Source organism: Komagataeibacter xylinus, from assembly GCF_009834365.1.
Classification (GTDB): domain Bacteria; phylum Pseudomonadota; class Alphaproteobacteria; order Acetobacterales; family Acetobacteraceae; genus Komagataeibacter; species Komagataeibacter xylinus_D.
This window is the reverse complement of sequence record NZ_CP041348.1, coordinates 50355-74469: the sequence shown is the minus strand read 5'-3', so window position 1 is coordinate 74469 and position 24115 is coordinate 50355. Positions and strand designations below refer to the sequence as shown.

The window sequence follows — 24115 nt, the reverse complement described above, 5'->3', positions numbered from 1 at the left end:
GGTGCGGCGAGCATAGGGCGGTGTAACACTTTTCTTCCACGGAGAAAGTGTCACGTGACACTATTGTCCATGCCATCAAGCACATGGCGCAGCCGGTGCAGGGCCTCACGCAGGTCGGGCAGGGGTGTTGGGCCAAGGCATAGGCGAATGCCTGCAGGTGCATCGGGTTGTGCATCTGACCGGGCCATGAAGGGCTGGGGCAGGGTTACTTTCACGCCCTGCCTTGCCGCCTCCGCCCCGAACCATTGCGCGCGGGCGAGTGGCATGGGCATCCATGCATGAAAGGCATCATAGGGCGGTGGCGCAAGGTGCGGGCCAAGCACGGAACGGGCCAGCGCGCGCCGTCGCCCGGCCTCGCCACGCAGCGACTGCCGCACGGAGGCCGCCGTGCCATCAAGCATCCACTGCGCCATCATGGCGTAGGATAGCGGGGCGATCATGAGCGATGCGCTCAGCAGCGCGTCACGCGCCGCCTGCATGAAACCCGGCGGCGGGGCAAGAGCCCCGATGCGCAGGCCGGGGCTGAGGGTCTTTGACAGGCTGCTGACATAAAAGGTCCGTTCTGGCGCGAGCGTTACCAGCGGGGGCAGGCTCTCATCATGCACGCAGTCATAGACGTCATCTTCAATAATCAGCGCGTCGTGCCTGCTGCACAGGCGTGCGATCTCCCGCCTGCGGTCCGTGCTCATGGTGGCGGTGGTGGGGTTGTGCATGGTGGGCGTGACATAGAGCACGCAGCGCCCCGGAGCATGCTGGCGCAGGGCGTGGTCGAGTGCTTCGGGCAACAGGCCCTGCGCATCCATTGGCAGGCCCTGCACGTGCATGCCTGCCTGCCGGGCGAGGCCGAGCATGCCGGGATAGGTCAGGGCCTCGGTCAGCATCGCGGGAGCGGCCTTGCGTGCGGCGGCAAGGGCCACGCCAAGGGCCTGCTGCGCCCCGCTGGTCAGCAGCAGTTGGTCGGGTGATAACGTCACGCCCAGTTCCGCCAGCCAGTGGGCCATGATGCGCCGGTGTTCGATATGGCCTGCCACAGGTGGATAAACATTGAACAGTGCCGGATCAACCGTGCGGGCAAGGCGGCCGAGCGTGCGGGCCAGTGCGCGGTCGCTGAACATGGGCGGCGGCATGTTGGCCGAAAGGTCGAGCACCGGCCCCGTGCCGTTGGGGCTGGCGGCCACAAAGGTGCCCCGTCCGCGCACGCTGCGCACCAGTCCGCGCCGCTCAAGCGTGGCGTAAGCCCGCGTGACGCTGCCAAGGCCGATGCCAAGCTGCCAGGCCAGCGGGCGGTGCGCGGGCAGGCGGTCGCCTGATTGCAGTCGGCCGCCGAGGATATCACCAGCCAGAACGTCGGCCAGCCTTTCGGCGGGTGAACCGTCGCCTGCGGGCAGGCGCGGCTGCCAGGGGGAGCGCAGGCGCATGGCGTAACAGACCTGTAATGCGGTTTGGGGCGGCCCAGCCATAGCAGGTCGGGGCAGGGGGCGGAACCGGCATGGCGGGATTGCCGCTTTTCTTCTCCCGATATTACGATGCCGGTATGATGGGGTTGAGGGATGCAGGGCATGGAAAGAGCGGATCTGAACCATGAAGGCGGGGGCGGAACAGGCGCGGCTTATGGCGTGCGGCCGCTGCTGGTCATGGCCGGGCTGTTTTTCATCATCGGATTTGTCACGTGGCTCAACGGGCCACTGATCACGTTCGTGCAGGTTGCCTTCGGGGTGGGGCCGGTAGGGGCGTTTCTGGTGCCGATGTGTTTTTACCTCGCCTATCTTTTCTGCGCGTTGCCCGCCATGGCGCTCGCACGGCGCACGGGCCTGTATCGTGGCATCAGGCTGGCGCTTGGTGTCATGGCGGCGGGCACGCTGGGGTTTGGCGAATGCGTGGGGCGCGGCTGGTATGCTGGTGCGCTTGCGGGCCTGTCGGTGCTGGGCGCGGGGCTGACGCTGCTGCAGGTTGCGGTCAATCCGTATGTCACGCTGTTAGGCCCCCCGGCACAGGCGGCGCGGCGTATTGCGTGGATGGGTATTGCCAACAAGCTTTCAGGAATTATCGCACCTATAATATTTTCTATCCTGGTCATGCGCGATATCAGCGGCGTGGTGGCCCGTCTTGCGGCAGGCGGCAATACCCGCACACAGGCGGAGGTGCTGGCCGGTTTTGCCCACGCGGTGGTGCTGCCCTACCGGGTCATGGCGGCTGTGCTGGTGCTTGTGGCTGTTGGCCTGCGGTATGCGGGCCTGCCTGATCTGCGTCTGGCCTGCCGGGATGCCGCCCCGCTCACGGGGCGCATGGCGGGCATGGCCTGGGTCGGGATTGCCGTGGTGTTTGTATATGTGGGGGTGGAGGTGATGGCGGGCGATGGCATTGGCCTTTATGCGCGCGGCATGGGGCTTTCGGTCGGGCAGACCCGGTTTCTGACCGCGTTCACGCTTGCGGGCATGCTGGGCGGGTATGTGCTGGGCAGTTTAATGGTGCCTGCCGTGATCCGGCCCGCACCCTATCTGGGCCTGTCCGCTCTTGTGGGTGGCGGGTTGTGCATCGGGGCCATCATGGCCCATGGCATGGGCTCGGTGCTGTGTATCGCCCTGCTGGGGGTGGCCAATGCCATGATGATGCCCATCCTGTTTCCACTGGTGCTGCACATGGCGGGGGCATGGCGGCAGCGGGCGAATGCGCTGCTGGTCATGGCGTTTTGCGGCGGCGCTGTCATGCCGCAGTGTTTTGCCCTGTTGCAGGGGGCATGGGGCATGAAACCGGCCTTCATGGGGCTGGTCATGCCCGGTTATGGCGTGATCGGACTTTTTGCGCTGGTTGCATGGCGGCACGCGTGGGGGTTGGGTCGTGCTGCGTGATGGGGCACCATGGGGCGGTGCCTTTAACGGAATCATGCCCATCATGCCCTTTCCCCGCCGTTTTCGCTCTTTTGCCATGGTCATGCTCTGCGCGGGGACGGCCTGCACGCCCGCTCTGGCCGCCCCGGCGCTGATGCCGCAGCCCGTGCAGTACCAGCCTCAGGGGAGCGCCCTGCCGCTTGCGGGCGGGGTGCAGGTGCAGTGGCAGGGCGTGCGCTCCCCCCTGCTGGAGCGCGCTGTGGCACGTTTCGAGCAGCGCCTGGCTGCCCTGAGCGCACGCCCGGCGGTGGCGGGCGCGCCTGCGGGGCTGGTGCTGCGCATCAACTGCCAGCATGCCGACCCGGATATGCTCTCCGTCCATATGCGCGAGCACTACCAGCTCCACACGGGGGCTGATGGCGCGACACTGGTGGCCGATGGCCCGGCGGGCGTGCTGCGCGGGCTGGCAACGCTCCTGCAGCTTGTTGAATCCGGTGAGGCGGGGCCGGTGCTGGATGGGGCCGAGATTGATGACAGCCCGCGTTTTGCATGGCGCGGCATGCTGGTGGATGTCAGCCGTCATTTCATGTCGCCTGCGGCCCTTGAGCGGCAACTGGACATGATGGAACTGACCAAGCTCAATGTGCTGCACCTGCATCTGTCTGACGGGCAGGGCTTCCGGGTGGAAAGCAGGGTCTATCCGCGCCTGCAGCAGGTGGCATCACACGGGCAATACTATACCCAGCAGCAGGTGCGCGACCTCGTGGCCTTTGCTGCTGATCGCGGCATTCGCATCGTGCCGGAATTCGATGCGCCGGGCCACAGCTACGCCATGCTGCTGGCCTATCCGCAATATGCGGCCCAGCCCATTGCAACCCCGCTTGACCCCAGGCGGGTGGTGCGCGCCGCATTCGACCCCACAAACCCCGATACCTATGTGTTCCTGGCCCGGCTCTATCATGAAATGGCGGGCCTGTTCCCTGATGCCTATTTCCATGTAGGCGGCGATGAGGTGCGGCCTGATGAATGGACGGCAAACCCCCGCATCAGTGCCTATATGCAGCAGCATGGCTATGCCAGCGCCCCGGCCCTGCAGGCCGCCTTTACCCGCCGCGTGCTCGCCATTGTGGCGCATGAGGGCAAGACCATGATGGGCTGGGATGAACTGCTCGATGCGCCCACGCCCCCCGGCATCGTGATCGAGCCGTGGCGTGGCTCGCGCTATACGGCGCAGGCCACGGCGGCGGGGCACCCGGTCGTGGTCTCGGCAGGGTATTATCTAGACCTGCTGCTGCCTGCGGCGGATCATTACCGCGTTGACCCGCTGGACCCGGTGGGCAATGGGCTGCCGCCCGATCAGGTTGCCGCAGCCCATGCCCCGGCACTTGCCCCCTTTGCTCTCGACCCTGCTGCTTCCATGACCACGGCGCAGGATGGGCTGGTGCTGGGGGCGGAGGCTGCATTATGGACCGAGATCGTGAGCGAGGAGATGCTTGATGCCCGCCTGTGGCCGCGCGCGGCAGCCCTGGCCGAGCGTTTCTGGTCGCCCGCAGCCGTGCGTGATGAGGCCGCATTGGCCCTCCGCCTGCCCGTGGTGCAGGCGGAACTGGAAATACTGGGCAACCGCGCCGCAGCCGACCGCCACCGCATGATGGCACGGCTCACCCCTGATGGTATTGCCCCGCTTGCCACCCTGCTGGCCGTGACTACCCCGGTGCGCAATTATGCGCTCAACCATGTATTTGGCCCGGGCCATGTGGCCGCCACATCCACCCCGCCCGCGCTGGACCGGGTGGCTGATATTGCCACGCCTGACAGTTTTCAGGCCGCAGCCTTTACGCGGGATGTAGCGGCCTATGTGGGCGGCCAGCATGACCTTGCCGCCAGCCTGCGTGCCCGGCTGGAAATCTGGCGCGATAACGATACGCGCCTGCGCCAGGTCGTGGCCACCCGCCCGGCCCTGCGTGAGGCGTTGCCTGCATCGGGCCAACTGGCGGAACTGGCCTGCGTGGGGCTGTATGCGCTCGATGGTACGCTGGCAGCGCATCAGGCACAGGTGGCTGCGGTGCTACAGATAGCGCAGGACCAGTTCGCTGCCTCGGCATCGATGCTGGCTGTACGTAGCAGCCCGCAGCCAGCGGGTGACCTGCTTCAGGCCATTACGCCCGGTATTGCGGGGCTGGTGCAGGGGCATATGTAAAACAGAGGTTTATGGTAGGGCTTTTTTTAAAGATTCAAAAGAACACTTTCTTTTTTTAAGGCGATACTTGGGAATTTTTATTCCTGTGTTGTAGTGGATCTGCCTGCATCCATCAGGACATGCTGCTTGCCGCAACCTTCATCACAGGGAGAAGGGTGCCATTACGCGCGCCGGCGCGTGGTTGTGGCGCGGATATAGAAGGCGGCGGTAACAAGCAGCCCTACCACCCATGATATGTCCACCCCATGCAGGCGGCGGGCCAGGCTGCCGGTATGAAACCCGTTCTGCATGAAGGGTATTTCAATGGCGATGCCAATGCCGTAGGCGCACAGGGCAGGAATGTTGCAATAGCCATAGGCCCCGCCATCGCGGCGGAAAAAGGAGGCGACATCATAACGGCCACGGCGCAGCAGGTAGTAATCGGTCAGGTTGATGGCGGTCCATGGCACCATGATGGCCATGAGCAGGTCGAGGAAGGCGGCATAGGATTTCATGAAGCTGTCGGCCATGCCCAGTGCCATGCCCAGCGCAATCGCCACCAGCGTGCAGGTGACAACAAGGCGTTCGCGCAGGGCGGCCCGCCAGTCCGGCATGAAGGTCTGGAGCACGGTTATGGCCGAGAGCGCACCGCCATACAGGCTCATGGCGTTGCCGAGTGCGATGGAAAGCGACAGCACGATCATGACCGGCGTGGCCTGCTGCCCCGCCAGTCTGGCCAGCGTGGCCGCGACCGATACGCCCGGCCCATGCAGTGCGATCATGCAGCCCAGCATCATGGGCAGCGCCGTGCCTGCGACCGTGCCAATATAGGTGGTGAGGAAGGCGGTGCGGCGACCCGCCTCATCGGCGGGCAGGTAGCGCGATGAATCCGATACATAGGGCGCATAGGCAATCTGCCACAGCGCTGCGGTGGAAAAGGTGCTGAAAAAACCGGCGACCGAACCATGCATGTCACGCAGCGTGCCGGGGGGGAAGGCTTCATAGCCCAGCCACAGGCAGTATAGAATGACCGCCCCCGCTACCCAGCTGACCACCTTCGACCAGGCGTGGATGGTGTGGTAGCCCATGCAGCACGGCACCAGGCTCAGCACAGCAATGAGCAGGATCGCATTGTTATGTCCGGTCATGGGCAGGGCGGCATAAAGCGCCTCGCCACCCACCACGAAATTCGACGCCACGAAGCCGATATACATGAGCACGACAAGGCCGATGATGGGCACCGCGCCATAGAAGCCGAACTGCCCCCGGCTCTGCACCATCTGCGGCACGCCCAGCATGGGCCCCTGGGCGGCATGCAGCGCCATGAACACGGCCCCCGCCAGATTGCCCAGTATGACGGCAATGGCCGACCACGTGAACGACAGCCCGAACAGCCCCGGCCCCAGTGCGCCGGTCACCACCGTGAGCAGGGTCAGGTTGGTGCTGAACCAGACCGCGAACAGGTCGCGCGCGCGGCCATGGCGCTGGTCGGGAGGAATCTGGTGAATGGTGTGGGTTTCAAACGCCGTGCTCATCAAACGCGTTATGCCTGAGGAACGGCCTTATGGATATATGTGCGCCACGATATTGATCGGTTTTCGTTACGATCTGCCCCGTGCCGCCATCGCCCGAAGCAGCACGGGGGCTGGTTGTTACTGGAACGGATTGCCCGAATACGACGGCGCGGTATAGCCCGCGGGCGGCACCACGTAATGTGGCGCGGTATAGGTGGGGGCATGGCTGGGTGCGCTGAGTGCTCCGGGTGCGGAAAGACCTTCCTGCGCGGGCATGGAACCGGTTGTAATGCCTGTGCCTGTGCCTGTGCCTGTGCCTGTGCCTGTGCCTGTGCCTGTGCCTGTGCCTGTGCCTGTGCCTGTGCCTGTGCTGATATCCGTCGGGGTGGTCTGCAGGGGCGGATAAGCCGTGGTGTCTGAAGGGGCTGCAGCACCCGTGCCACGATAGCCATAAGCCGGATCGCTGCCCGACGGAAGGCGACCGGCAGGGACGCTGAGGGCTCCGGAGGGGTCATAATCAGTGGCGGAATAGCGACCGACGCAGTTCTTGCCGCGCTCGGCGGTGTGAATGGCCTCAAGCTGTCCCTTCAACGCGCCGATTTCCTTGTGCCTGTCACCGCCTGCGCTGCCCACGGGCACGCCGATCAGGGCTACGCCCCACGCATCGGACTGATGCATGCGGCGCTGGTGCATTTCGGCGGAGGCAAGGTTTTGCGTATCCGTCTGGTCCATCTGGGCCAGTTGGGCGCAGCTCTGGCGCATGAAAGGTTCGGGGTTGGTATATTGTGCGCTGATATCCGATGGATTGGCGGCGCATCCAGCCATACCCAGAACACTCAGGCACAGGAGGGTCTTTTTCATAGGTTTCCTGTCGCTCGGTCGATGTTACCTCATGTAACAGACACCAGGCGGTCAACCCCACAGGAAAAATCGGGTGGCTGTGTTGTCCGGACCTGTCCGCCAATACTGCATGAAGATAAGACCTGCCCCGTTTTTCTGGCGTTAACAGGCTGGGGCGAGAACAGGGTATTCGCATCATTGTGATCGTATGCGCTGCAACTTCCTGCCTCATGCGCGTGACGGATGATGTTCCCGCGCCGCATTCAGGCACGGCCTGCTTTTTTAAGGCAGGGTTTCCTGACGATTTTTGAACAAAGCTTCACCAGAAACTTTCTTATGATTGCTGAGGTTTTTTTGGGGCATCACCTGCGGTGTGTCACTGAAGCCAGCCAGCGTGCTGCAAAATCACGTTGCTGTTGCACCGTTCCAATCCTTTCGGGCGGGGCATAATCAAATATATCGACAATATTTCTGCTATCTGCCTGTTCCCCATGCCTGATGGCATAGACTTTTCTGCCGCCACTCATGTTTCTGGACAGGCCCGATGCAATGACATCGGGACAGGCGCCAATACAGAGAAAACGTATTCCTTCTTTTTCAAGATCAAGTCGCATGTTTTGGAAAGCCGAAAAAAGATCAGGTGCTTCATACCATCTGGCCCATTTTTCTGGATGGATGATATTTAGAAACCACGGATATTCTGTAGAAACTCCGAGAAAGATGTCCGTTGCGCATCCATTGCCTGAAAATACTTTTATTGTAATTTCTTCTATCATGATGCATGGCCTTAATTTAAAAATGAACTTTATTGTATTATAATAATAAAAAAATGAAGGAGGCTATTTTTATCATAAAAAGCGTTGCCTCCTTCCTCACTTTTTTAAAGGGGATTCCCTGATGAAGAACAGAATATATCCGAAATAATAAGTTCTTCGGCTGCCTTTCTGATATTTTTCCTCTCGATGCTACATAGAACAGATTGCATAAGCACAATGGGACGTTTGTATGCTTGTAAAAAGCGCCTCCGGGTACAAAACAATCATGGTAAAGAAGTCTTTGGTAAAGCTTCAGATAACGCAGTCCCCATAAACATTGATGCAAATAACATAAGGTCCAGAAAAGCCTTGCGCCTACCGCCCCGGCTGGTTGGTGGCGTAATCGCTGATACCCCACAACCGGTCATGCACTGCGCGGTAATAGGCGCGTTCATCATACAGCGGCACGTCAAGGCTCAGGTCACGCGCGGTCAGGCGGCCAATGGCGGCAGTGGCCTGATAGGACGAGATCACAAGATTGCCCGCGCTGCGCACCAGCGCAATCTGGGCCTGAAGCAGGGTTTCCTGCTGCTGGAGCACGGAAAGCGTTGAGGTGGTGCCCACCATCACCTGTCGCTGCATGCCGTGCAGGGCGGCGGCATCGGCCTCGACGGCAGCGCGGTTGCTTTCTATCGCGGCGCGGTTGGCCTGCATGCGCTGCCAGCTTGCCGCGGCGAGCTGCACGGCGGCGCGGCGCTTTACATCTACCGTATGGGCGGCCTCATTGGCCTGCTGGCGGGCCATGCGCACGGCGGCATATTCTCCCCCGCCCTGATAAAGCGGCATGGACGCGTTGACGAGGGCATATTTGTTATTGTTGAGCGAGCGGCCTTCATCCTGGTTGATGCCATGCATATAGGCCGCCTGTGCGCTGACCGTGGGCATGAGGGCGGCAAAGGCCACGCCTACGGCATCTTTTTTTGCCGCTTCGTCAAACAGGGCGCCAATCACGTCGGGGTTGTTCTGCACGGCCTGCGTCATGGCGTCCTGCTCGGTGTGAAGTGGCAGGACAAGGGGCTGTGGCAGGGCAAGGTCATCGGGCGCGTCAACGCCCACAACCTGTCGGTAAGTGGCGCGATCGGCCAGCAACGTGCCTTCGGCCAGTTGCCGCACGGCGCGGGCATTGGCCAGCGCGCCTGCGGCCTGGTCCACATCGGTGTGGGTGATCTCGCCGCCATGCGCGCGCAGTTCAGTGGCGTGAAGCTGGGCGGCGTAAACCTGTTCGTTGTTGATGTCGATGTGCAGGATCTGCTCATCTTCCACCACATTGACATAGGCGCTGACCACATCGGAGAAGACCTGCTCCTCCGCCGCGATCAGCCGCGCGCGCTCGGCCATGACCGCATGGCGCGCCTTGTGCGTGCCGGCCGTGGTCTTGCCGCCGGTATAGATGGGTTGTGAGATGCTGACCCCGCCGGAATAGCCGGGGCTTTCATACCGGCGGCCATAGCCGCTTTCCCCCGATGAGGGCTCCATGCGCATCAGGCCGGAATAATAGGACATGCTCGCCGTGCCCGTAATCGTGGGGCGCCAGCCGCCCAGGGCCTGGGGCACCTGCTCATCGGTCGCGCGCAGGGTGGCACGTTCCTGCCGCAGCAACGGGTTACCCAGATAGGCCGCAGCAAGTGCCGCATCCAGCGTGCGCGGTTCCTCCACCGCCTGCGGCACGCGGGCCAGTGCCGTGCCACTGCATAAAAGTGCGGCGCTTCCCGCCCCGATCGCCCAGTTTCCCTTCATGTCCGCCCCTGCCAGCCTGATATGCCAGGCGGAACCATGACAGCCCGCCCCGGCCAGTCTTAGCCGCAGGATGTTGCGTGCGGGTTAACCGCCTAGAACACGAAGGCGGGGGCAGGGGCCAGTTCAGGCAGCAGGGGCACGGCTGCCTCGAACAGGGGCTGCACGGGGTTACCCGGCACTGTCGCGGCAATACGGCTGACCGATGTCACACCTGATGCAGGAGCGATGGGGGCGATGATGCGCCCGCCCTCCGCAAGCTGGTCCACAATGGCCTGCGGCACCGTGCGCACCGCGCCATCGATGAAGATCAGGTCATACGGCGCGGAGGCCGGTGCGCCCCTGACCAGCGGCCCATCGCACCACTGCACGCCGGGCGCGCAGGCAGCACAAAGGGCCTTGCCCATGGTGGCCAGCCGCGGGTCCGATTCGAGAGCGGTGACATGCAGTTCAAGCGCCATCGTGCCCAGCAGGGCCGCGAGGTAGCCCGTGCCGGCTGCAACCACCAGAACCCGCTCGCCGTGGCGCAGATCGGCCACCTGCAGCATGCGCCCCGTCACCCGTGGTTCTGTCAGGTAGCGTCCATCGCCCAATGGCAGGTTCTGGTCGGAGTAGGCGAAGGCCCGCAGCGCATCGGGCACGGCGCGTTCACGCGGCACGGTGCGCATGGCGGCGATAATGGCGGCATTGCCCACCTGTGAGGGGCGAATCTGGGCATCGACCATGCGCTGCCGGGCGGCAACAAAATCGAGTGGCGCGTAATCGGGGTCTGTCCTGTCCATAACGTTTCCTTGAAACACGCTGCCCCGCAGGGTGCTGAAGCCGCAACCCGGCCGGACGGGCGAAAATTTTTCCGGCTTTTTTTGTATTTATGCCCCGCTTTGATCGGGAAACAACAGGAACGCCGCACACAACGGCTTGACCTGAGAGGCATTTCAGCGGATATACCCGGTGCACCGCCGAGGTCTGGTGGCAGAATGGTGATGCAGCGGACTGCAAATCCGCGAATGTGGGTTCGATTCCCGCCCAGACCTCCAGTTCTTCCATGACAAGAAAGGACAAGCGTTGACATAACCCCCGAAAATCTGCCGTTTTCTTTCCTCTGACTGTGACATCTGATGACAGGGGTAGACGCCGAATGACAGGCATGATGGGGGTATCCGTGGGGGTATCGGCGAAAAGGTGGGGGTATCGATGCTGAGCGATGCCGCTATCAGGCGAGCAAAGCCCCAGGAAGCCCCGTATAAGCTGGCAGACTCGGGCGGCCTGCACCTTCTCGTTAAGCCAAACGGGTCGCGTCTCTGGCGCGTCAAATACCGGTTTGGAGGGAAGGAGAAGCTGCTGTCCATCGGAGCCTATCCAGAGGTTTCCCTCGCAGGCGCCAGGCAGGCGCGGGATAGCGCCAAGACCGAGCTTCGTGATGGACGAGATCCAGCGCTTACCAAAAAGCAGCGCCGGGCAGAGGCCGCCTGCACAAAAAATCATCTGCGCGCCGTGGGCGAGTCGTGGCTAAAGATCAAGGCGCCCGGGTGGAGCGAAATTCATGCCCAGAATGTCGCATATACGCTTGACCGTTTCGTCTGGCCGAAGCTGGGTAACATTCCCGTTACAGATATCACGCCCCCGATGGTTCTCGAAGTGATCGAGGGAATAGGGCGCAGCAATTCTCCAGATACGGCCCGACGGGTTCGGCAGCGTCTATCCGCGATTTTCACGTATGGCATTGCCTGCGGGCTTGGCAATGCCGATCCGGCAGCTGTGATCAAGGAGGCATTGCCGCCGCTGCAGAAGGGCAATTTTCCGGCCATCACGGATCTTGCCCGACTCCGCGAACTGCTCAGGGAAGTCGAAAGCATTCCGGCCCATCCCATAACCGTTCTAGCCATTCGTTTTTTGGCTTTGACGGCTGTGCGCCCGGGCGAGGTGAGGGCAATGCCCTGGACCGAGCTTGAGGGAGATGTATGGGCCATACCGAAAGAGCGAATGAAGATGCGCCGGGGGCATGCCGTTTTTCTGTCTCGGCAGGCTCAGGAGACGCTTGAGGCTGCACGATCATTAACGGGCAGGGGGCCTATCGTGTTTCCGAATGCTAGATGGTCTCACCGACCCATGTCTGAAAATGCCATGAGCGTCCTGCTCAAGCGCACTTCATTCTCCGGGCTGCATGTGCCTCATGGGTTCCGGTCCTCGTTTTCGTCCATCATGAACGAGCGCCACCCGCAGGACAGGGCCATTATCGACCAGATGCTGGCGCACGTCTCGCAGAACAAGGTAGAGGCGATTTACAACCGCTCGGAGCACAAAGAGCGAAAGCGGGAATTGGCGCAGGACTGGGCAGATATTTTGCTGGATGGGTTTTGCGCGCCAGCTGATTTGCTCAAAAAGGCGCGACGATAGCACTTGTACAGCCCCTGCCTTTCTAGTATAAGACTTCTAGTCCTTCGGCTTAGAAGGAAAGATGCCTGACACCTATCCATCTCAGGCGGCAGCGGGTGAAAGCCCCGCGCCAGTTTCATGAATGCCCGCAAGGGCGCGCTGCGAGGTGGGAAAGCTATCCCACGCGCCATGATAAGCATCGCTTGCCGTGGCAATTAAGCGGACGGGCAGTAGCCTGAACGCCCAAGAGATCGGGGATTGCGTCCTGCGTAGCGAAAAGGTTCCAACTGTTTCCAATATGGGAATAGTTGGCGGGAGCGTGGCCCGAGCGCGTTGAAGCGCCCCACGAAGGCCTCGCGTGCACGCGGGGGCGATTACGAGCGGCAGGGCCTTCGGGTTCCTGCCGTTTTTTTTGTAGAGGCATGATCCGCGATTGACCAATATGAGCAGGGGGCGGCCTATAAATGGCAGTTTACCAAGGGTTTTACCCCTGATCCGGCCTTATTGGTGGCGGGGTGTACGAACGGCAAGGGAATTATCGTTTTATGGAGGCAAACTGCCAATAATCCTCCCGTACGAGCGAATAGGGAATCAGTCCCTTTTGCACCCTCTCCGCAAACAGAACAGCCGGTGAAGCCAGCGCCAGATCATCGCCGCCCACCCACGAACGGCGCGACCGGCGCACGCCCGACACACTCGCCAGAGGCCCAGGTATCAATCATCGCCTGCACCCTCCCCCGCAATTCCTCGCGGTCGGCGATCAGCCGCTTGGCCTCGGCGTGCCGGGCATCATCATTCTGCGCGAACATGGACGCCTCGTAGCCAAGCTGCCGCCCCATCTCCACATCCGGCATGGACGACAACGGGGCATAGGCCACCGGCAGGCTGATGGCTTGCCCGCGTGTCCGGCTGGCATCGGCCTGCACTCCGAACGTGGGCACCGTGGTGGCCGCGCCTACGCTGAACTGACCGCCCTGCGTGAACTGGCCGGATAGCTGAAGCGTCACGTCGCCTGCAATCGTGCCCACCACCGGGTCGGGCCGGTCCTGAGAGCACTGCGCCGCCCGGATGGCGCGGACGAACAGGGCGTCCTGCTCCGCCGTCCAGTCTCCCGCATGCGATACCGACACCACCCCGGCCTGCGCCAGACTGGACTGAATGGATGCCATGGCCGCCGGGATCGTGGTCTGCACGGGTGCCTGATGGGCGCAGGCGGACAGGCCGAGGGCGCAGGCCAGCACCAGAACCGACTTCATGCCGCACCTCGCAGATATGCCTCATTAGACGCGACCAGAGCCGCCCAGTCATCGCCAGACGGATATAGCGTGCCCGGCGCGTGCAGTTGGCCCCAAGCCAGACCGTGCGCCTCCATGATGCGGGACCGGAGCCATCGCCACGTCGCTTTTTGCTTACTGCCCCATGTCAGGAGCGTGACCAGATCGGTGTCAGCTGTGCCCGCGTAATCCCACAGCAGCAGACAGTGGCCGCCCGCGCTGCCCGGCGTCGGATCGCCATGGTCAGTCGGACTGTCCGTGTCCCAAACGGGCGGCAGGTTGCCGTCCTGGTCCTCCCACATATCCGCCGTGGCAAGCTGCACGCCCAGATAGGCAGCGGACAGGCCAGCGGTGATGTTGCGGACCCCGTTCAGGTCGCCCGGATCGGCGCTCCCCCAGCACGGATACAGGGTCTGATCGGTCAGTGCGCATCCATCACGGGACGCTGATGTCAGCACATCGACCTCAACGCCGCCGTTGTCCGTGTTCGGGTTGCCTGGCACGTAGCCGGTGGACTGGCTGTAGAACCGGATTGCCGCGTCTGTGGTGATGCCTGCCACGTCGAATCCAGCCAGCGCAGCCGTGGCGTGCATGTGGTTGAAAATGCCTGCCGCCGTGCAATCGCCCAGCGCGTCATTGCCCAACATGCCGGGGTGCGGGTCGATATGGTCTCGGATCAGCCTAGCCGGAGCCTGCCGGGCGCAGAACCCGCGCATGACGGACAGATGCGGCTGGCCGGGCCGGTGTTCAGCCGGGCGGCAGCCGAGTTTACGATTGATCATGGCTGGATGTTCTCAAACACAGTTACAAAAATGCACTGCCCTTTGGGGATATTTTCGGAACGGCAATCTCTGTATGTCGAGCATCCCGAAAGGCAGATGGCTGTCATAATCAGGCAGCCGAGGAAGCGTTTTGTCATGGTATATCCAATAAAAAAGGCGGCTCCGAAGAACCGCCTTGTGGTTAAGCAATCTGCCTGTGTGGCATGGGCCGAAGCTCTATCGGCTCCACGTCCACCCCGATCTTGCGCAGGAAGATGCACCTTGCCTGCTCGACAACAGCCTTGATCCCTGTGCGGGACCGGATGTGCATCAGGCAGTTATCCCGGCACCACCGGGCGCCTGCATCATCCGGCCTCTGCTGGAATGTGCGGTCCCACGCCCGATAGTTCGCCATCAGGATGAGCAGATACTCATCCTCTGGATAGTGCCCGCTGATCGGGTTTTCTGTCAGCCCTACACTGGGGCAGGCTCCGGGTTCTTGGCGAAAGGGTGCGGCGCATCCTTATCCGCCAGCATGGCGGCACGCAGGATGCCAACCAGATTGGGCGACCACTTCAACTGCTGCTGCGATCCCTTGCCGTGACGGCGCGTTGTGTCGAACATCCGGCCATACTTCCCACCGGCCTCGGTCATCGAATAGTCACTCGACACGCTGGAACCGACCGACTTCACCTGATAGCCAATGGAGGTAATCAGTTTGTTCGTGGCAATCGGGCTAAGGCCGATCTCCTTACCGATCTGTGTGGGCGTCAGGTAATTTTCCTGCGTCGGCGCGGCAACGGATGTTACGCCCATCAATTCCAGCGGGTTGATGCCTGACAGTTCCTTCGTGCCGCGAGCGGCCATCAGAAGGCGCTGGTTTTCGTCCAGATGAGACAGGTGCGATGCGACACGCAGGCAGCGTTCAAAAGCTACATCGAAGGCTGGCTTGCGGATGCGCTTGTTTTTCTGGTCGGGTGACTTGATGGCACCGACTTCTCCGCGCTCGTAAGCGTCGAACCGCTCGACGATTTCAATCGTGATATCGGCGGCAATCGCTGTTTCCGACTTGGCCGTGATGAAGATGGCCTGCTTGCGGTTGAGGTAATATGCTTCTGTGGGCCTTCCGCCCTTGCTTCCAGAGGTTTGCGACGCGGTGGCGCAAACCCCCAGGCGCCCCAATTCCGGCAGATAGCGCACGATGATCTTGCGAATATCGCGCGGGCGATTAAACCCGAGACGCACCCCGAGGTCTTCATCCTTGATGCGCAGTTCGCCATCCATGGGCTGCGGGTTAATCGCAATTGTGCTATTGGCATTATCAGCCATATCCGAAGCTCCGTTTCGGTGTGGTTAGGGCGGTTTCGGAAGGTGAGATTTCCGTTGCCGCCCGACTTATATGCGCGTATAAAGTGGATATGTCAACACTTAATGCGCGCAAAAAGATGGGGCGGCCACGCGTGGACAGCGAAGAAGTGCGCTCGCGCATTCAACGCCCTCTATTGGACCACCTTGATGCATGGGCCGAAGCCAACAGCGTTACTCGCGCCGAAGCCATCCGCCGCCTGATCGCGAGGGGGCTTGAGGTGGATAAGGGCTGAATTTTACCCCATGAATCCGCAGAGCCGAGCTATTCATGAGAGATATGGCAACCTGCTTCCCATTCATGCTATGCGTTCCTGCACGATGCATATGAAGCCCTCATCAGGGAGGAAACCAGTATGGCCAGTCATGCGCGACGTTTGATCGCGAGCACGATCGCCGGGTTTGCGGGCCTGCTCACTTTTGCGAGTCCGGCTGAGCATCACCCTGTTCCAACGGCAAATGAGATCAGCGCGCGCTCATGGGGGCGTGTGGGTTCATCACTGCGAAGAGCAATGAAGGACGTAGATGCCCGAACATCATCCCCCGAAAAATCCCCCTTCAACCCGGACGCCTGACAAAGTTACCGCGAACGTCGGACCGATAGACGGGTATCCCATTCTAGGAATTCCGGGCGCGACGGCAGTTTTTCAGAAGCACAGCGGTCCATTGCCGCCCGCAAGCGAGCTTGCGGCATACGGCGCAGTCCAGGCGGATATGCCCGAACGCATTCTCCGCATGGCAGAACAGAACTCCGAGGATGAGCGGCTGAGGCTGCAGCGGGAGCAACTTCAACGGTTTTGGTTGGATATGACAGGGCGCATTCTTGGATTCCTGTTTGCGATAGCGGCTCTCATTTCAGGCGTAAGTCTATGCTTGAGCGGGCACGATTGGGCCGGTGGAAGCATCGGAGCGGCAGCAGTGGGAGGGACGGTTATGGCCTTGATTACCGGAAAATACGCTCAAACCATCAAGAAGTCAGGGTGATGCTTATGGAGCTTATCGCTTTCGTCGTCATGCCTATCGTTCTGGCAGTCGGCGGAACCATCCTCGCCAAAATGCCCATCAGAAATTGAGAAACATGCAAGAACTCAGATTCAGCCCCGTCCCTTAATTGGGGCGGGGTTTTTCATGTACGCATCAATTTTTGATGACTAAGGCGCAGGCGGCCCAAGCGTGTCGTCAATCTGCCGTTCGCGCCGAGCTTCCCGCCACGCGGCGATGCCGAATGCCAGCACCTGCGAGAACGCCGCGCCGGTCAGGAACAGGCCCAGACCAGCGAGCGCGTGGGCGGTCATCCCTGCGAAGCCGAGAAAACGGCAATCTGCGCAATGGCCGCATCACCGCTCAGGGGCGATACGCCACGCAGGCGCGGACCAGTCATGTCGATCATCGCCTTGAGCAGCGAGATCAGCGTTTCAGCCGCACCAGCCGCCGTCTTGGCCTCAGATACCACGCTGCTTGACAGGCTCGCTGCCGTGCCGGTGATTGTGGAAATGATGAGAGTGTCCACCTTCTCCACATCGGCAAGGATGCTGTCGAACGCGGTTTTCACGCTGGCACTGTCGTAGCTGACGGACGTGCTGGACCCGGCGGCAGTCGAGAACGCGGACAGGGCCGATTTCAGCGATGCAATCACCGTGTTGGCGAGTGCCAGGTTCGCGGTTCCCATCGCGCTCGCCACGAACGAGACGTTGATGGCCGTGCTGGCAAATGACAGGATCGCGTTCCCGTAGTCTGTGACCTCGGCCACGTTGAGGGTCAGCGTGGTGGTCGTGCCGCTCTTGGTCACGGTGCAGGCTGCCAGCAGGCCAGCCGCCAGCGTTCCAGCCCCGGCACGCAGCAGGGATCGGCGAGAAATGCTCGTGTTCATGATGATTTCCTTGTTGATCGGTTAGGAAACAGCGGCGGCGGTCGGAGCCGCAGTCGTCGCGGGCTTCGTCTCGATCGCCGTCTTGAGATCGGAAACGCCGCTCAGGATCTTGGTCAGGGCTGCGTCAATGCCGGACAGATCGAGGTTCGGCGCGGCCTTCTCGACGATGACCGGCAGAAGCGTCTGCAGCAGGTTGCCCGCCAAGGCGATATCGGCCTGCGTCGTGGCCGTGTCCTTCTTGCCCAGCGCGGTTTCAACGAGACCTTCAAGCGCTGGAATGGTGGTGATGTTCGTATCAGGCATGTCTGCCGTCTCCATATGAAAAAACCGCCTCGCGGGCGGTCGGGGAATCAGGATGATCGAGCCGGGACCGGCCAGTCACGTAGGGGTTTCAGGCTTACCCTTCTTGTTCAGGACCGGGATGCCTGCGGCGGTTACGGCCTGCTTGGCGGCAGGCTTGTCGGCAAGCGGCACACGCACGCCGCCCTGCCCCGGCTTGAAGTGATTTTCCGCCCATCCGATGTTCAGGCCGATGGTGACCATAAGCTGATAGGCCACGGCCCACCGACTGCCCGCATGTGGCGGCGGGATGATGGCAGCGGCGGCGCTACAGGCGAAGACGAAGATCGCGGCGTAGAGGGTGTATTGCTCCGGCACTGCGGTCAGCAGGAGCGCGATGACGGCGCCAAGTCCGCCGAGTTTTGCAGTGGTGTTCATGTTAAACCTCAACGAAATGCGTGATGAGTGCGGTCACGGACCGTAACCGAACGCACGCTTGCAGAACGACCATGCTGCATCACCAATCTGCCCCCAGCCCAGCAGGCCGGTTGCGAGAACGATGAAGGTCATGGTCACCCAAGAGGTCAGTTTCAGGCCGCCCTCGATGCGGGCCAGCCTGCCCGATATCTCGTTGTTGCGCTCGGTGGCCGTGTCGGTCATGTCGTCCACGCGCTCCATGATTTCGCGCCGGGTCCGGGCAGCATTTTCGGCAACCGATTGCATGAGGTCGAGTCTGAAGTCGGAAAACTGCTGCGAGAGCGTGCTCAGGCCGTCGCGCAGGTTATCGTGTCCGCCTTCGACTTTCGCTAGTCGCTCACGCACTCGGGCCAGATCCTCGACCGTGGCGCAGCGCACGGGCATCCCCTGCTGCGGCTGATCCTCGGCAGGATAAATTGCATTAGTAGGCATTGTTGTTATCCTGTGAGGGTGTCAGAGAACCTTGCGCCACGAGAGTATCGTGCGCTTACCGGCCCCTGATCCGAAAATGTCCACGATGTAGAGATTCCCGCCCACGCCGATGTGGTATGTCCCCCACGCGTTAGACGAGAGATAGAATGTGCTGTCGATCACAGTTGGCTTTGTGGTGATGGTTCCGCTGTCGAGGGTATAGCCCTTGAACGAGGTCGCGCCCCATGCCGCCGTTTCGTAGATATCAACCGGCGTGATGCTGCCGGACGCGGAAACAATCGACAGTGAGCCGGTGGCGCTTGCAGAGTAGGACATGGTGAGCGTGAGGCCGCTCGACCCTATTGGCATAGACAGACTACTGCCGGATGCAGACAGGTCGCCGGTGGCAGATCCCTGGAGCGCGTCAACTGTGCTTTTTGCCAATGCTGTAGCGTTCGCGATTGTCTCATACGTTGCGGCGGCGTTGTTCACCTGCGTATTGAGCGCCGAGATCGTCGCGTAGGTCGATGCCGCCGTGGTCTGGCTCACGAACCGCGCCGCCGCTGATTCCGTATTGAGTGCTGCAGTTGTGCTGTCCGTAGCCGTGGTGTCCGGCACGTATGCGGATGTGGTGACGCTCAGGGTATCGGTTTTCGTACCGCCTCTGACGGCGATGCCTTTATCCCCGAATTTAGCATCCCGCGAAACACCCTGGTCCGGGTCCGCAAAATAAGCGGATGCAAAGCGCTGTTCCCCAAGGAGACTGTTGCCGCCGCTCAATTGCGAGTAAGTGGCCGCCGCAGCGGTGGTGGTCAGATACGACGACAGGTCAGGCGTGCTGGAGAAGTCGCATATCTGAGGAACGCCCGAACTGTCCACCGAACAGACAGGAACAGTGGGAATGACCGCCTGATACTGCCCGTTGGCCATTTTGTAGGCCATCCGCGCATCTGCCGTTCCCGCCGTGCCGTCTGCCGTGCATACAAGCGGGGCGCCTGCGCTGCTTACGCCACAGGTAGGCGCTACAGCCGCGACCGCCTTATACTGGCCGCCCACTGATTTATAGGCCATGCGCGCATCCGTAGCATGCGCTGTCAGGGAGCCGGACAGGATGCCGAGAATGGCAGCCAGAAATATGGATTTTCTCATGCTTTTCTCATAAAAAACCGCCCGGATGGGCGGCGTGGCAGGCGCGGAATGTGCAGGCCGTTCAGGTCATGGCGGACGTGGGCGTAATGCCAAGCGCCTGATCAATCTGCACCAGGCCGAGATGGCCGGCCCCGTTCTCGATGGTCGTAATGCCACAGATCAGGCGCGCCATCGTGGCCGGGTCATGCAGGTCCAGCACGGTATCAGGCTGCACGCCCATCTGTCGGCACAGGCCAGCGATATAGGCACTCGTGGCGTTTTCAGTCGCGGGGGCATAGACCGATATGATGCTGGCAACCGTGGTCAGGCCGCGCTCCGCGTAGCGCAGGAGTTGGGTCCGCAGGGCCTGTATGCCGTCCGCCATGGTCGGGAAGGCCGCAAAGCGCGGGTTGCTCACGCCGGTTTCCAGATGCGCTCCGGGCTGGTGCGCATAGTTCAGGTTGCCGGGGTTGTTGTTGCGTATGCCACGCGGAGTCATGTCGTGGTCCCTGTCGTCGTGGTGGCCGTGGTAGTGGCGGCAGCCGTGCTGGCCGTCATCACATCCGTGGGCTGGGCAGGCAGGGTGGTGCTGGTGGTGTCGGTGCCGCTGGCAATCGCGCTGATTGCCAGCACATAGGCCTTCATGTCAGCCGTGAAGGTCTCGCCCATCATGCTCGCCAGACTGGCCTGCTGGCTGCACCACCCGAGAGCCGACTGCGCCTGGCCTTTGAGATACTCAGACCCGGCAACCGGAGTGCTGGAATACGTGGTGGCGTCCGGCGTGCCAGGCGCGTTGATGACCGTCGGCGCACCCGTGCTTTTCAGATACCAGGTCTGCCCGCGAAAATCCGGCTCCATAACCCACGCGGTGCCTGACCAGACCGCAATCTGCCCTGACACGGCAGCAGGCGGCGCAGTCAGCGTACAACCGGGGGGCAGCCCGGTGCCGATAGGGAAATAGTGCTCGATCGATCCAGCGTAGCACCCGTACTGATCGTAGCTGTAAACAGCGAGATATCCAGCAGTTGAAGCGTAGCCGTCCCTACCGATAACACCAACGGGTGTGGTCATAGTGCCCTCACAATAAACAGACAGTTCAGATTTTTGGACCGGGTGAAACCCGTAAAAGCGCCGCCCCACGTTCCGCCAAACCCCGTGGTAGCGACGCCCCCTTGGCTCCAGTTAGTCGAGGCTGAAGGCGGCTCCCAACCAATTTGCGTTTTACGCTCTCGGGTCATTCCCGTGGGGGTCATTATATCTGAATCTACATCGGCCAAAAGCATAGTCGCCTCCTGGAATTGCATAATTCCTCGGGTGGAGCCGTCAGGATCATTTATAGCCAGAGGGTCGTAACCACGCGGAAACAATCCCGACCAGTCTGGAAGGCTCCCTGATGGGAAAATGGCAGCCAATAGAGGATATACAGTCGGATCAAACGTAGCGCCGTTCAGCGCCAGCCAGCCGCTAGGTGGTGTTGTCAGCGGCCACAATGCCATAGTACCAACCGGGCAATCACTGCGTAGCTGCTCAAGAGTGGTCGGGTTTTTATTTTCCGTGGCATCAGGAATAGTAACGCTTCCAGTAAAATCCTCCGCGCCGCTATGGGTATTGTCACCCGTGAACGTAACCGGGCCGGTTACGGTCTGGGTGACTGCATATGACAGGCGCAAATATTGTAGATTGGCCCACGCCTGAGATGCGTATCCATTGAATAGGGATTGCCATGCCGCGCCATCATCGCCGGGCGTTGTCGTATTGTTATCGGCAGTAGAAACCCAGAAGACGCCAACTGTAGATCCAGAAACGATTGCGCCAGAGGGGTATCCGCCTATTTCTGCAGCAAAGGCTGCGTCAAACGGCCCCAGATACCCAGCCTGCAACGGCTGTATGGCCGCCGAAATCAGGTTGAGGAACCCGTTCATATCCTTTCCGTTCGGCGGCTCTCCCCCAGCCGCCCGTGCGATAAATGTCTCAGGCGGAAACGCTAACGCGATTGAGGCTGATCCATCACCCGCCGTTGATTGAGTGGCTGGGATTGTTGTAATGTCAGACGACGAGGCGGAAGCCCCGATCAGGACTCCGAACTTATTCAGGCTGTCGGTGCTTTTCATGTTATCCCTTGATTGAGTAGGAGATTGCAACACCAGCAGCGCGAGGCAGAACACCACTGTTCTGAATAATGCTGACCTGGACATCAGTAGGAACGAAATCGAAAACGTAGGTCATCGTCATGTCCAAGTTATCCTTCACATAAACGTCCCCTTGATCTGGAAATAAAGTCATCAAGACGGCGTTTGCAGACGTGATGGAGCAGTCAGATATGTTGGCGAGCGCCTTGGCATAAATAAGCTGCCTGAACCCTGCATCTGACAGCCTGTAGTTCGTAGTCGCGGCCTTTCCCGAATACCAAGGAGCCTGATTAAACCCGACTTCCGTCAGGTCGTTTGCCTCCCTCCACCCGAGATAATCCGTCGATGAAATTGTCAGGACACGTGATACGCCAACAATCCGCCCCCATACGTCAAGACCGTACCCCTGCGCCGTCTGCACGTTCCATATCAGGTCATACCACTGGTCGATGAGACTGGACGGGTCGATGCACTGATTCCATGCGTTGATGATCGTGCAAAGCGCCGGGCTGTTCGCGTATTGCGATAGAACTGTCTGCTGTATGTTTTCCATCAGGAAATCGTCACGGTTATGTCGGACGCATCGAGCGTGGGGATCTGGTCGATATCAAGGGCCGCGGTAAACCCGGTCGGGCTGGCCGATGTGCCAACCGTTATTTCAACAATCCTGACCCATGAACCGAGCGCGGCAACAGCCGAGTAATAGGTGCTGGCATAGACGGTCCCGCCGATGATGGAGCCGTCCCCGTCATCTGCCGTGAAGGCCGCCACGATAGCGGCCTGTATATCGGTGGCCGCTGTTGACGGAACGCTAGAGCCGCTTTTGATCGTCACGACAAAATACAGGGCGGTATCAGTGGCCCGTGTAAACGACACGCTATAGGTCGGAGCGGTCTGATATGCGCTGTTCGGGTCCGCCACCGTTACCGTGGTTGTGCCGGTATAGCCGCAGCCCGGTGGTTTTTTGGTCAGGATAGCCAGGGCAACGGCTTCATCCGTTCCGCCATTGACGCACACATACAGGCTATTCGCGGCAAGGCTGACACCGCCAGTCGTAACGGCGGCTGATGTGCTGTTATCCGCGACGTAGCTGGCCGTCACACCATCAACCGCGCTTACCGCCCCCGCTATAGCATCAAGCGTCCCTACGCTGTTTGATGCTACAGAGGCGGCGCGCCTTGCCTCGAATGCCGCCCGCCCCTCTTCCGCCGATCCGGTTGAACCAGCGGCGGGGTTGGTGGCGGACGTAAGGCCGGTTACAGCCTGATAGACGCTGATGCTATTGGCCGCACAGTCAATCGCGCCAAGGGTGGTGCAGGAAAATGTTCCTGTTCCAGCTCCGGTGGCCGCGATGGTTATCGCCCCATCAGCCGCATAGTAGTAGCCGCTGGCATCCTGAACCAGAGTCCCCTCAGGTATGACCGTGCCGGATGCGCCGGTGCATACGACCGTCACAACTGTTGCGGTCGCTCCCTTCCGGCTCATGAAATAGATGTTGCCGATAGCATCCTGAAGGCGACCAAACGCACGATCCGGGTCAACACCGTTCAGGACGTTGAGGATCTGCGCATAGGCATCCCCTAACGCCGCCGTGAAGGAGGTGGCAAGCTGCCCCTGCGGTGTGGACAGGGCCGTGTTCATATTGCCGCCCATGGCGGCGTTGATATCAGCCAGCGAGCCGGAAAGGATATCGGTCTCAGCCGGGGCCGCGAACCCCGCATCCGTGAAGGACGGTGCGGGAACGGACGTTGTTCCGGTATCAGAGGTTGACATTGCCAGTGCTTCCGCTGGTAGTGGTAAAGAGAATTGTTCCGGTCATCTGCCGCGATGTAGTCAGGCCGGACACCAGGCATTGCGCGTCGGCCACGCCGGTCACGGTCAGGGCTACCTGCTCAACCTGCTTTTCAAACGCCGCTACAGACTGGCTGCGGCCAAGGATGTTCTGCCGATAGGGCATGCCCTGGGTGGTGTCGTACCAACATTCCCCCAGAAACACGCGCACGGCGGACGATATGTCCTGCGCGATCGCATATACATCTGATGCCACCGCAATGTTTCCGCTGGCATCAAGCAGCAGATCCCACGTTGAGCGGTCCAGAAGGAGCGTGTTCATGTTTTCTCGGGGGCATAAACGC

27 protein-coding genes and 1 tRNA gene are annotated in these 24115 nt (G+C 61.1%); 6 read left to right on the top strand and 22 right to left on the bottom strand.

Annotated elements, in window-relative coordinates:
* Nucleotides 1-50: 50 nt before the first annotated feature.
* Nucleotides 51-1418 carry an aminotransferase-like domain-containing protein gene (locus FMA36_RS00460; protein WP_159260097.1) on the bottom strand — a complete coding sequence of 456 codons (1368 nt, stop codon included), beginning with the start codon at nucleotides 1416-1418 and terminating at the stop codon, nucleotides 51-53.
* 141 nt (nucleotides 1419-1559) lie between these two features.
* Between FMA36_RS00460 and gluP the strand changes: the two genes are divergently transcribed.
* Together gluP and FMA36_RS00450 are read left to right on the top strand one after the other, a co-directional pair.
* Nucleotides 1560-2849 (top strand): glucose/galactose MFS transporter, encoded by a 1290-nt coding sequence (gluP, locus tag FMA36_RS00455; RefSeq protein ID WP_159260095.1) that lies wholly within the window; start codon nucleotides 1560-1562, stop codon nucleotides 2847-2849.
* A gap of 43 nt (nucleotides 2850-2892) precedes the next feature.
* Entirely contained in the window at nucleotides 2893-5028 is a 2136-nt protein-coding gene (locus tag FMA36_RS00450; protein ID WP_346766522.1) for a beta-N-acetylhexosaminidase, read from the top strand.
* Nucleotides 5029-5189: 161 nt separating this feature from the next.
* Here FMA36_RS00450 and FMA36_RS00445 read toward each other — a convergent pair whose 3' ends face one another.
* The 5 genes from FMA36_RS00445 to FMA36_RS00425 form a co-directional block, all read right to left on the bottom strand.
* Nucleotides 5190-6542 (bottom strand): purine-cytosine permease family protein, encoded by a 1353-nt coding sequence (locus FMA36_RS00445; protein WP_159260091.1) that lies wholly within the window; start codon nucleotides 6540-6542, stop codon nucleotides 5190-5192.
* 117 nt (nucleotides 6543-6659) lie between these two features.
* A complete protein-coding gene (locus FMA36_RS19280) occupies nucleotides 6660-7382 on the bottom strand; it encodes a hypothetical protein (protein ID WP_206065141.1) in 723 nt (240 codons plus the stop codon).
* Nucleotides 7383-7723: 341 nt separating this feature from the next.
* Entirely contained in the window at nucleotides 7724-8137 is a 414-nt protein-coding gene (locus tag FMA36_RS00435; protein ID WP_159260089.1) for a hypothetical protein, read from the bottom strand.
* Between the two features lie 354 nt (nucleotides 8138-8491).
* Nucleotides 8492-9913: a TolC family outer membrane protein gene (locus FMA36_RS00430; RefSeq protein ID WP_159260088.1), complete on the bottom strand. Its 1422-nt coding sequence runs from the start codon at nucleotides 9911-9913 to the stop codon at nucleotides 8492-8494.
* A gap of 92 nt (nucleotides 9914-10005) precedes the next feature.
* A complete protein-coding gene (locus tag FMA36_RS00425; RefSeq protein ID WP_159260086.1) occupies nucleotides 10006-10692 on the bottom strand; it encodes a protein-L-isoaspartate O-methyltransferase family protein in 687 nt (228 codons plus the stop codon).
* Nucleotides 10693-10873: 181 nt separating this feature from the next.
* Here FMA36_RS00425 and FMA36_RS00420 point away from each other — a divergent pair.
* Both FMA36_RS00420 and FMA36_RS00415 read left to right on the top strand, forming a co-directional pair.
* Nucleotides 10874-10947 (top strand) — tRNA-Cys (locus tag FMA36_RS00420).
* Nucleotides 10948-11104: 157 nt separating this feature from the next.
* Nucleotides 11105-12307, top strand: coding sequence for a tyrosine-type recombinase/integrase (locus tag FMA36_RS00415; RefSeq protein WP_159260084.1), 1203 nt, complete (start codon nucleotides 11105-11107; stop codon nucleotides 12305-12307).
* Between the two features lie 626 nt (nucleotides 12308-12933).
* Here FMA36_RS00415 and FMA36_RS00410 read toward each other — a convergent pair.
* The 4 genes from FMA36_RS00410 to FMA36_RS00400 all read right to left on the bottom strand — a co-directional run bounded on the left by FMA36_RS00410 (nucleotide 12934) and on the right by FMA36_RS00400 (nucleotide 15650).
* Nucleotides 12934-13542, bottom strand: a complete 609-nt coding sequence (locus FMA36_RS00410; protein ID WP_159260083.1) for a hypothetical protein — start codon at nucleotides 13540-13542, stop codon at nucleotides 12934-12936.
* Nucleotides 13539-14342 (bottom strand): hypothetical protein, encoded by an 804-nt coding sequence (locus tag FMA36_RS00405; RefSeq protein WP_159260081.1) that lies wholly within the window; start codon nucleotides 14340-14342, stop codon nucleotides 13539-13541. Before FMA36_RS00405 ends, FMA36_RS00410 begins: the two co-directional genes overlap by 4 nt.
* A 181-nt stretch (nucleotides 14343-14523) precedes the next feature.
* Nucleotides 14524-14652, bottom strand: a complete 129-nt coding sequence (locus tag FMA36_RS19655; RefSeq protein WP_276612593.1) for a hypothetical protein — start codon at nucleotides 14650-14652, stop codon at nucleotides 14524-14526.
* Nucleotides 14653-14795: 143 nt separating this feature from the next.
* Nucleotides 14796-15650, bottom strand: a complete 855-nt coding sequence (locus FMA36_RS00400; RefSeq protein ID WP_240906433.1) for a Rha family transcriptional regulator — start codon at nucleotides 15648-15650, stop codon at nucleotides 14796-14798.
* A gap of 89 nt (nucleotides 15651-15739) precedes the next feature.
* Between FMA36_RS00400 and FMA36_RS00395 the strand changes: the two genes are divergently transcribed.
* Nucleotides 15740-15922 (top strand): CopG family transcriptional regulator, encoded by a 183-nt coding sequence (locus tag FMA36_RS00395; RefSeq protein WP_159260079.1) that lies wholly within the window; start codon nucleotides 15740-15742, stop codon nucleotides 15920-15922.
* 289 nt (nucleotides 15923-16211) lie between these two features.
* The gene (locus FMA36_RS00390) at nucleotides 16212-16670 is read left to right on the top strand and encodes a hypothetical protein (RefSeq protein ID WP_159260076.1); all 459 of its coding nucleotides are present in this window, start codon (nucleotides 16212-16214) and stop codon (nucleotides 16668-16670) included.
* Nucleotides 16671-16837: 167 nt separating this feature from the next.
* Here the strand turns inward: FMA36_RS00390 and FMA36_RS19105 are convergent, their stop codons facing one another.
* The 12 genes from FMA36_RS19105 to FMA36_RS00335 form a co-directional block, all read right to left on the bottom strand.
* Complete coding sequence (locus FMA36_RS19105) at nucleotides 16838-16981, bottom strand: hypothetical protein (protein ID WP_167517994.1); 144 nt, start codon at nucleotides 16979-16981, stop codon at nucleotides 16838-16840.
* A complete protein-coding gene (locus FMA36_RS00385) occupies nucleotides 16978-17556 on the bottom strand; it encodes a hypothetical protein (protein ID WP_159260074.1) in 579 nt (192 codons plus the stop codon). The genes FMA36_RS19105 and FMA36_RS00385 overlap by 4 nt, the downstream gene beginning before the upstream one ends.
* Nucleotides 17557-17577: 21 nt before the next feature.
* Nucleotides 17578-17859 carry a hypothetical protein gene (locus tag FMA36_RS00380; protein WP_240906432.1) on the bottom strand — a complete coding sequence of 94 codons (282 nt, stop codon included), beginning with the start codon at nucleotides 17857-17859 and terminating at the stop codon, nucleotides 17578-17580.
* A 75-nt stretch (nucleotides 17860-17934) separates the two neighbouring features.
* On the bottom strand, nucleotides 17935-18273 hold the full coding sequence (locus FMA36_RS00375; RefSeq protein WP_159260070.1) for a hypothetical protein: 339 nt from the start codon (nucleotides 18271-18273) through the stop codon (nucleotides 17935-17937).
* Nucleotides 18274-18306: 33 nt separating this feature from the next.
* Nucleotides 18307-18744: a hypothetical protein gene (locus tag FMA36_RS00370; RefSeq protein WP_240906431.1), complete on the bottom strand. Its 438-nt coding sequence runs from the start codon at nucleotides 18742-18744 to the stop codon at nucleotides 18307-18309.
* Nucleotides 18745-18765: 21 nt separating this feature from the next.
* Nucleotides 18766-19872, bottom strand: a complete 1107-nt coding sequence (locus tag FMA36_RS00365; protein ID WP_159260068.1) for a hypothetical protein — start codon at nucleotides 19870-19872, stop codon at nucleotides 18766-18768.
* 61 nt (nucleotides 19873-19933) lie between these two features.
* Nucleotides 19934-20350 (bottom strand): structural protein, encoded by a 417-nt coding sequence (locus FMA36_RS00360; protein WP_159260067.1) that lies wholly within the window; start codon nucleotides 20348-20350, stop codon nucleotides 19934-19936.
* Entirely contained in the window at nucleotides 20347-20922 is a 576-nt protein-coding gene (locus FMA36_RS00355) for a hypothetical protein (protein ID WP_159260065.1), read from the bottom strand. The genes FMA36_RS00360 and FMA36_RS00355 overlap by 4 nt, the downstream gene beginning before the upstream one ends.
* Nucleotides 20919-21773, bottom strand: a complete 855-nt coding sequence (locus tag FMA36_RS19380) for a tail fiber protein (protein ID WP_159260063.1) — start codon at nucleotides 21771-21773, stop codon at nucleotides 20919-20921. The genes FMA36_RS00355 and FMA36_RS19380 overlap by 4 nt, the downstream gene beginning before the upstream one ends.
* A gap of 190 nt (nucleotides 21774-21963) precedes the next feature.
* Nucleotides 21964-22533, bottom strand: a complete 570-nt coding sequence (locus tag FMA36_RS00345; protein ID WP_159260061.1) for a DUF2612 domain-containing protein — start codon at nucleotides 22531-22533, stop codon at nucleotides 21964-21966.
* Nucleotides 22533-23753 (bottom strand): baseplate J/gp47 family protein, encoded by a 1221-nt coding sequence (locus tag FMA36_RS00340; RefSeq protein WP_159260059.1) that lies wholly within the window; start codon nucleotides 23751-23753, stop codon nucleotides 22533-22535. The genes FMA36_RS00345 and FMA36_RS00340 overlap by 1 nt, the downstream gene beginning before the upstream one ends.
* Nucleotides 23740-24093, bottom strand: a complete 354-nt coding sequence (locus tag FMA36_RS00335; protein WP_159260057.1) for a contractile injection system sheath initiator — start codon at nucleotides 24091-24093, stop codon at nucleotides 23740-23742. Before FMA36_RS00335 ends, FMA36_RS00340 begins: the two co-directional genes overlap by 14 nt.
* Nucleotides 24094-24115 lie beyond the last annotated feature (22 nt).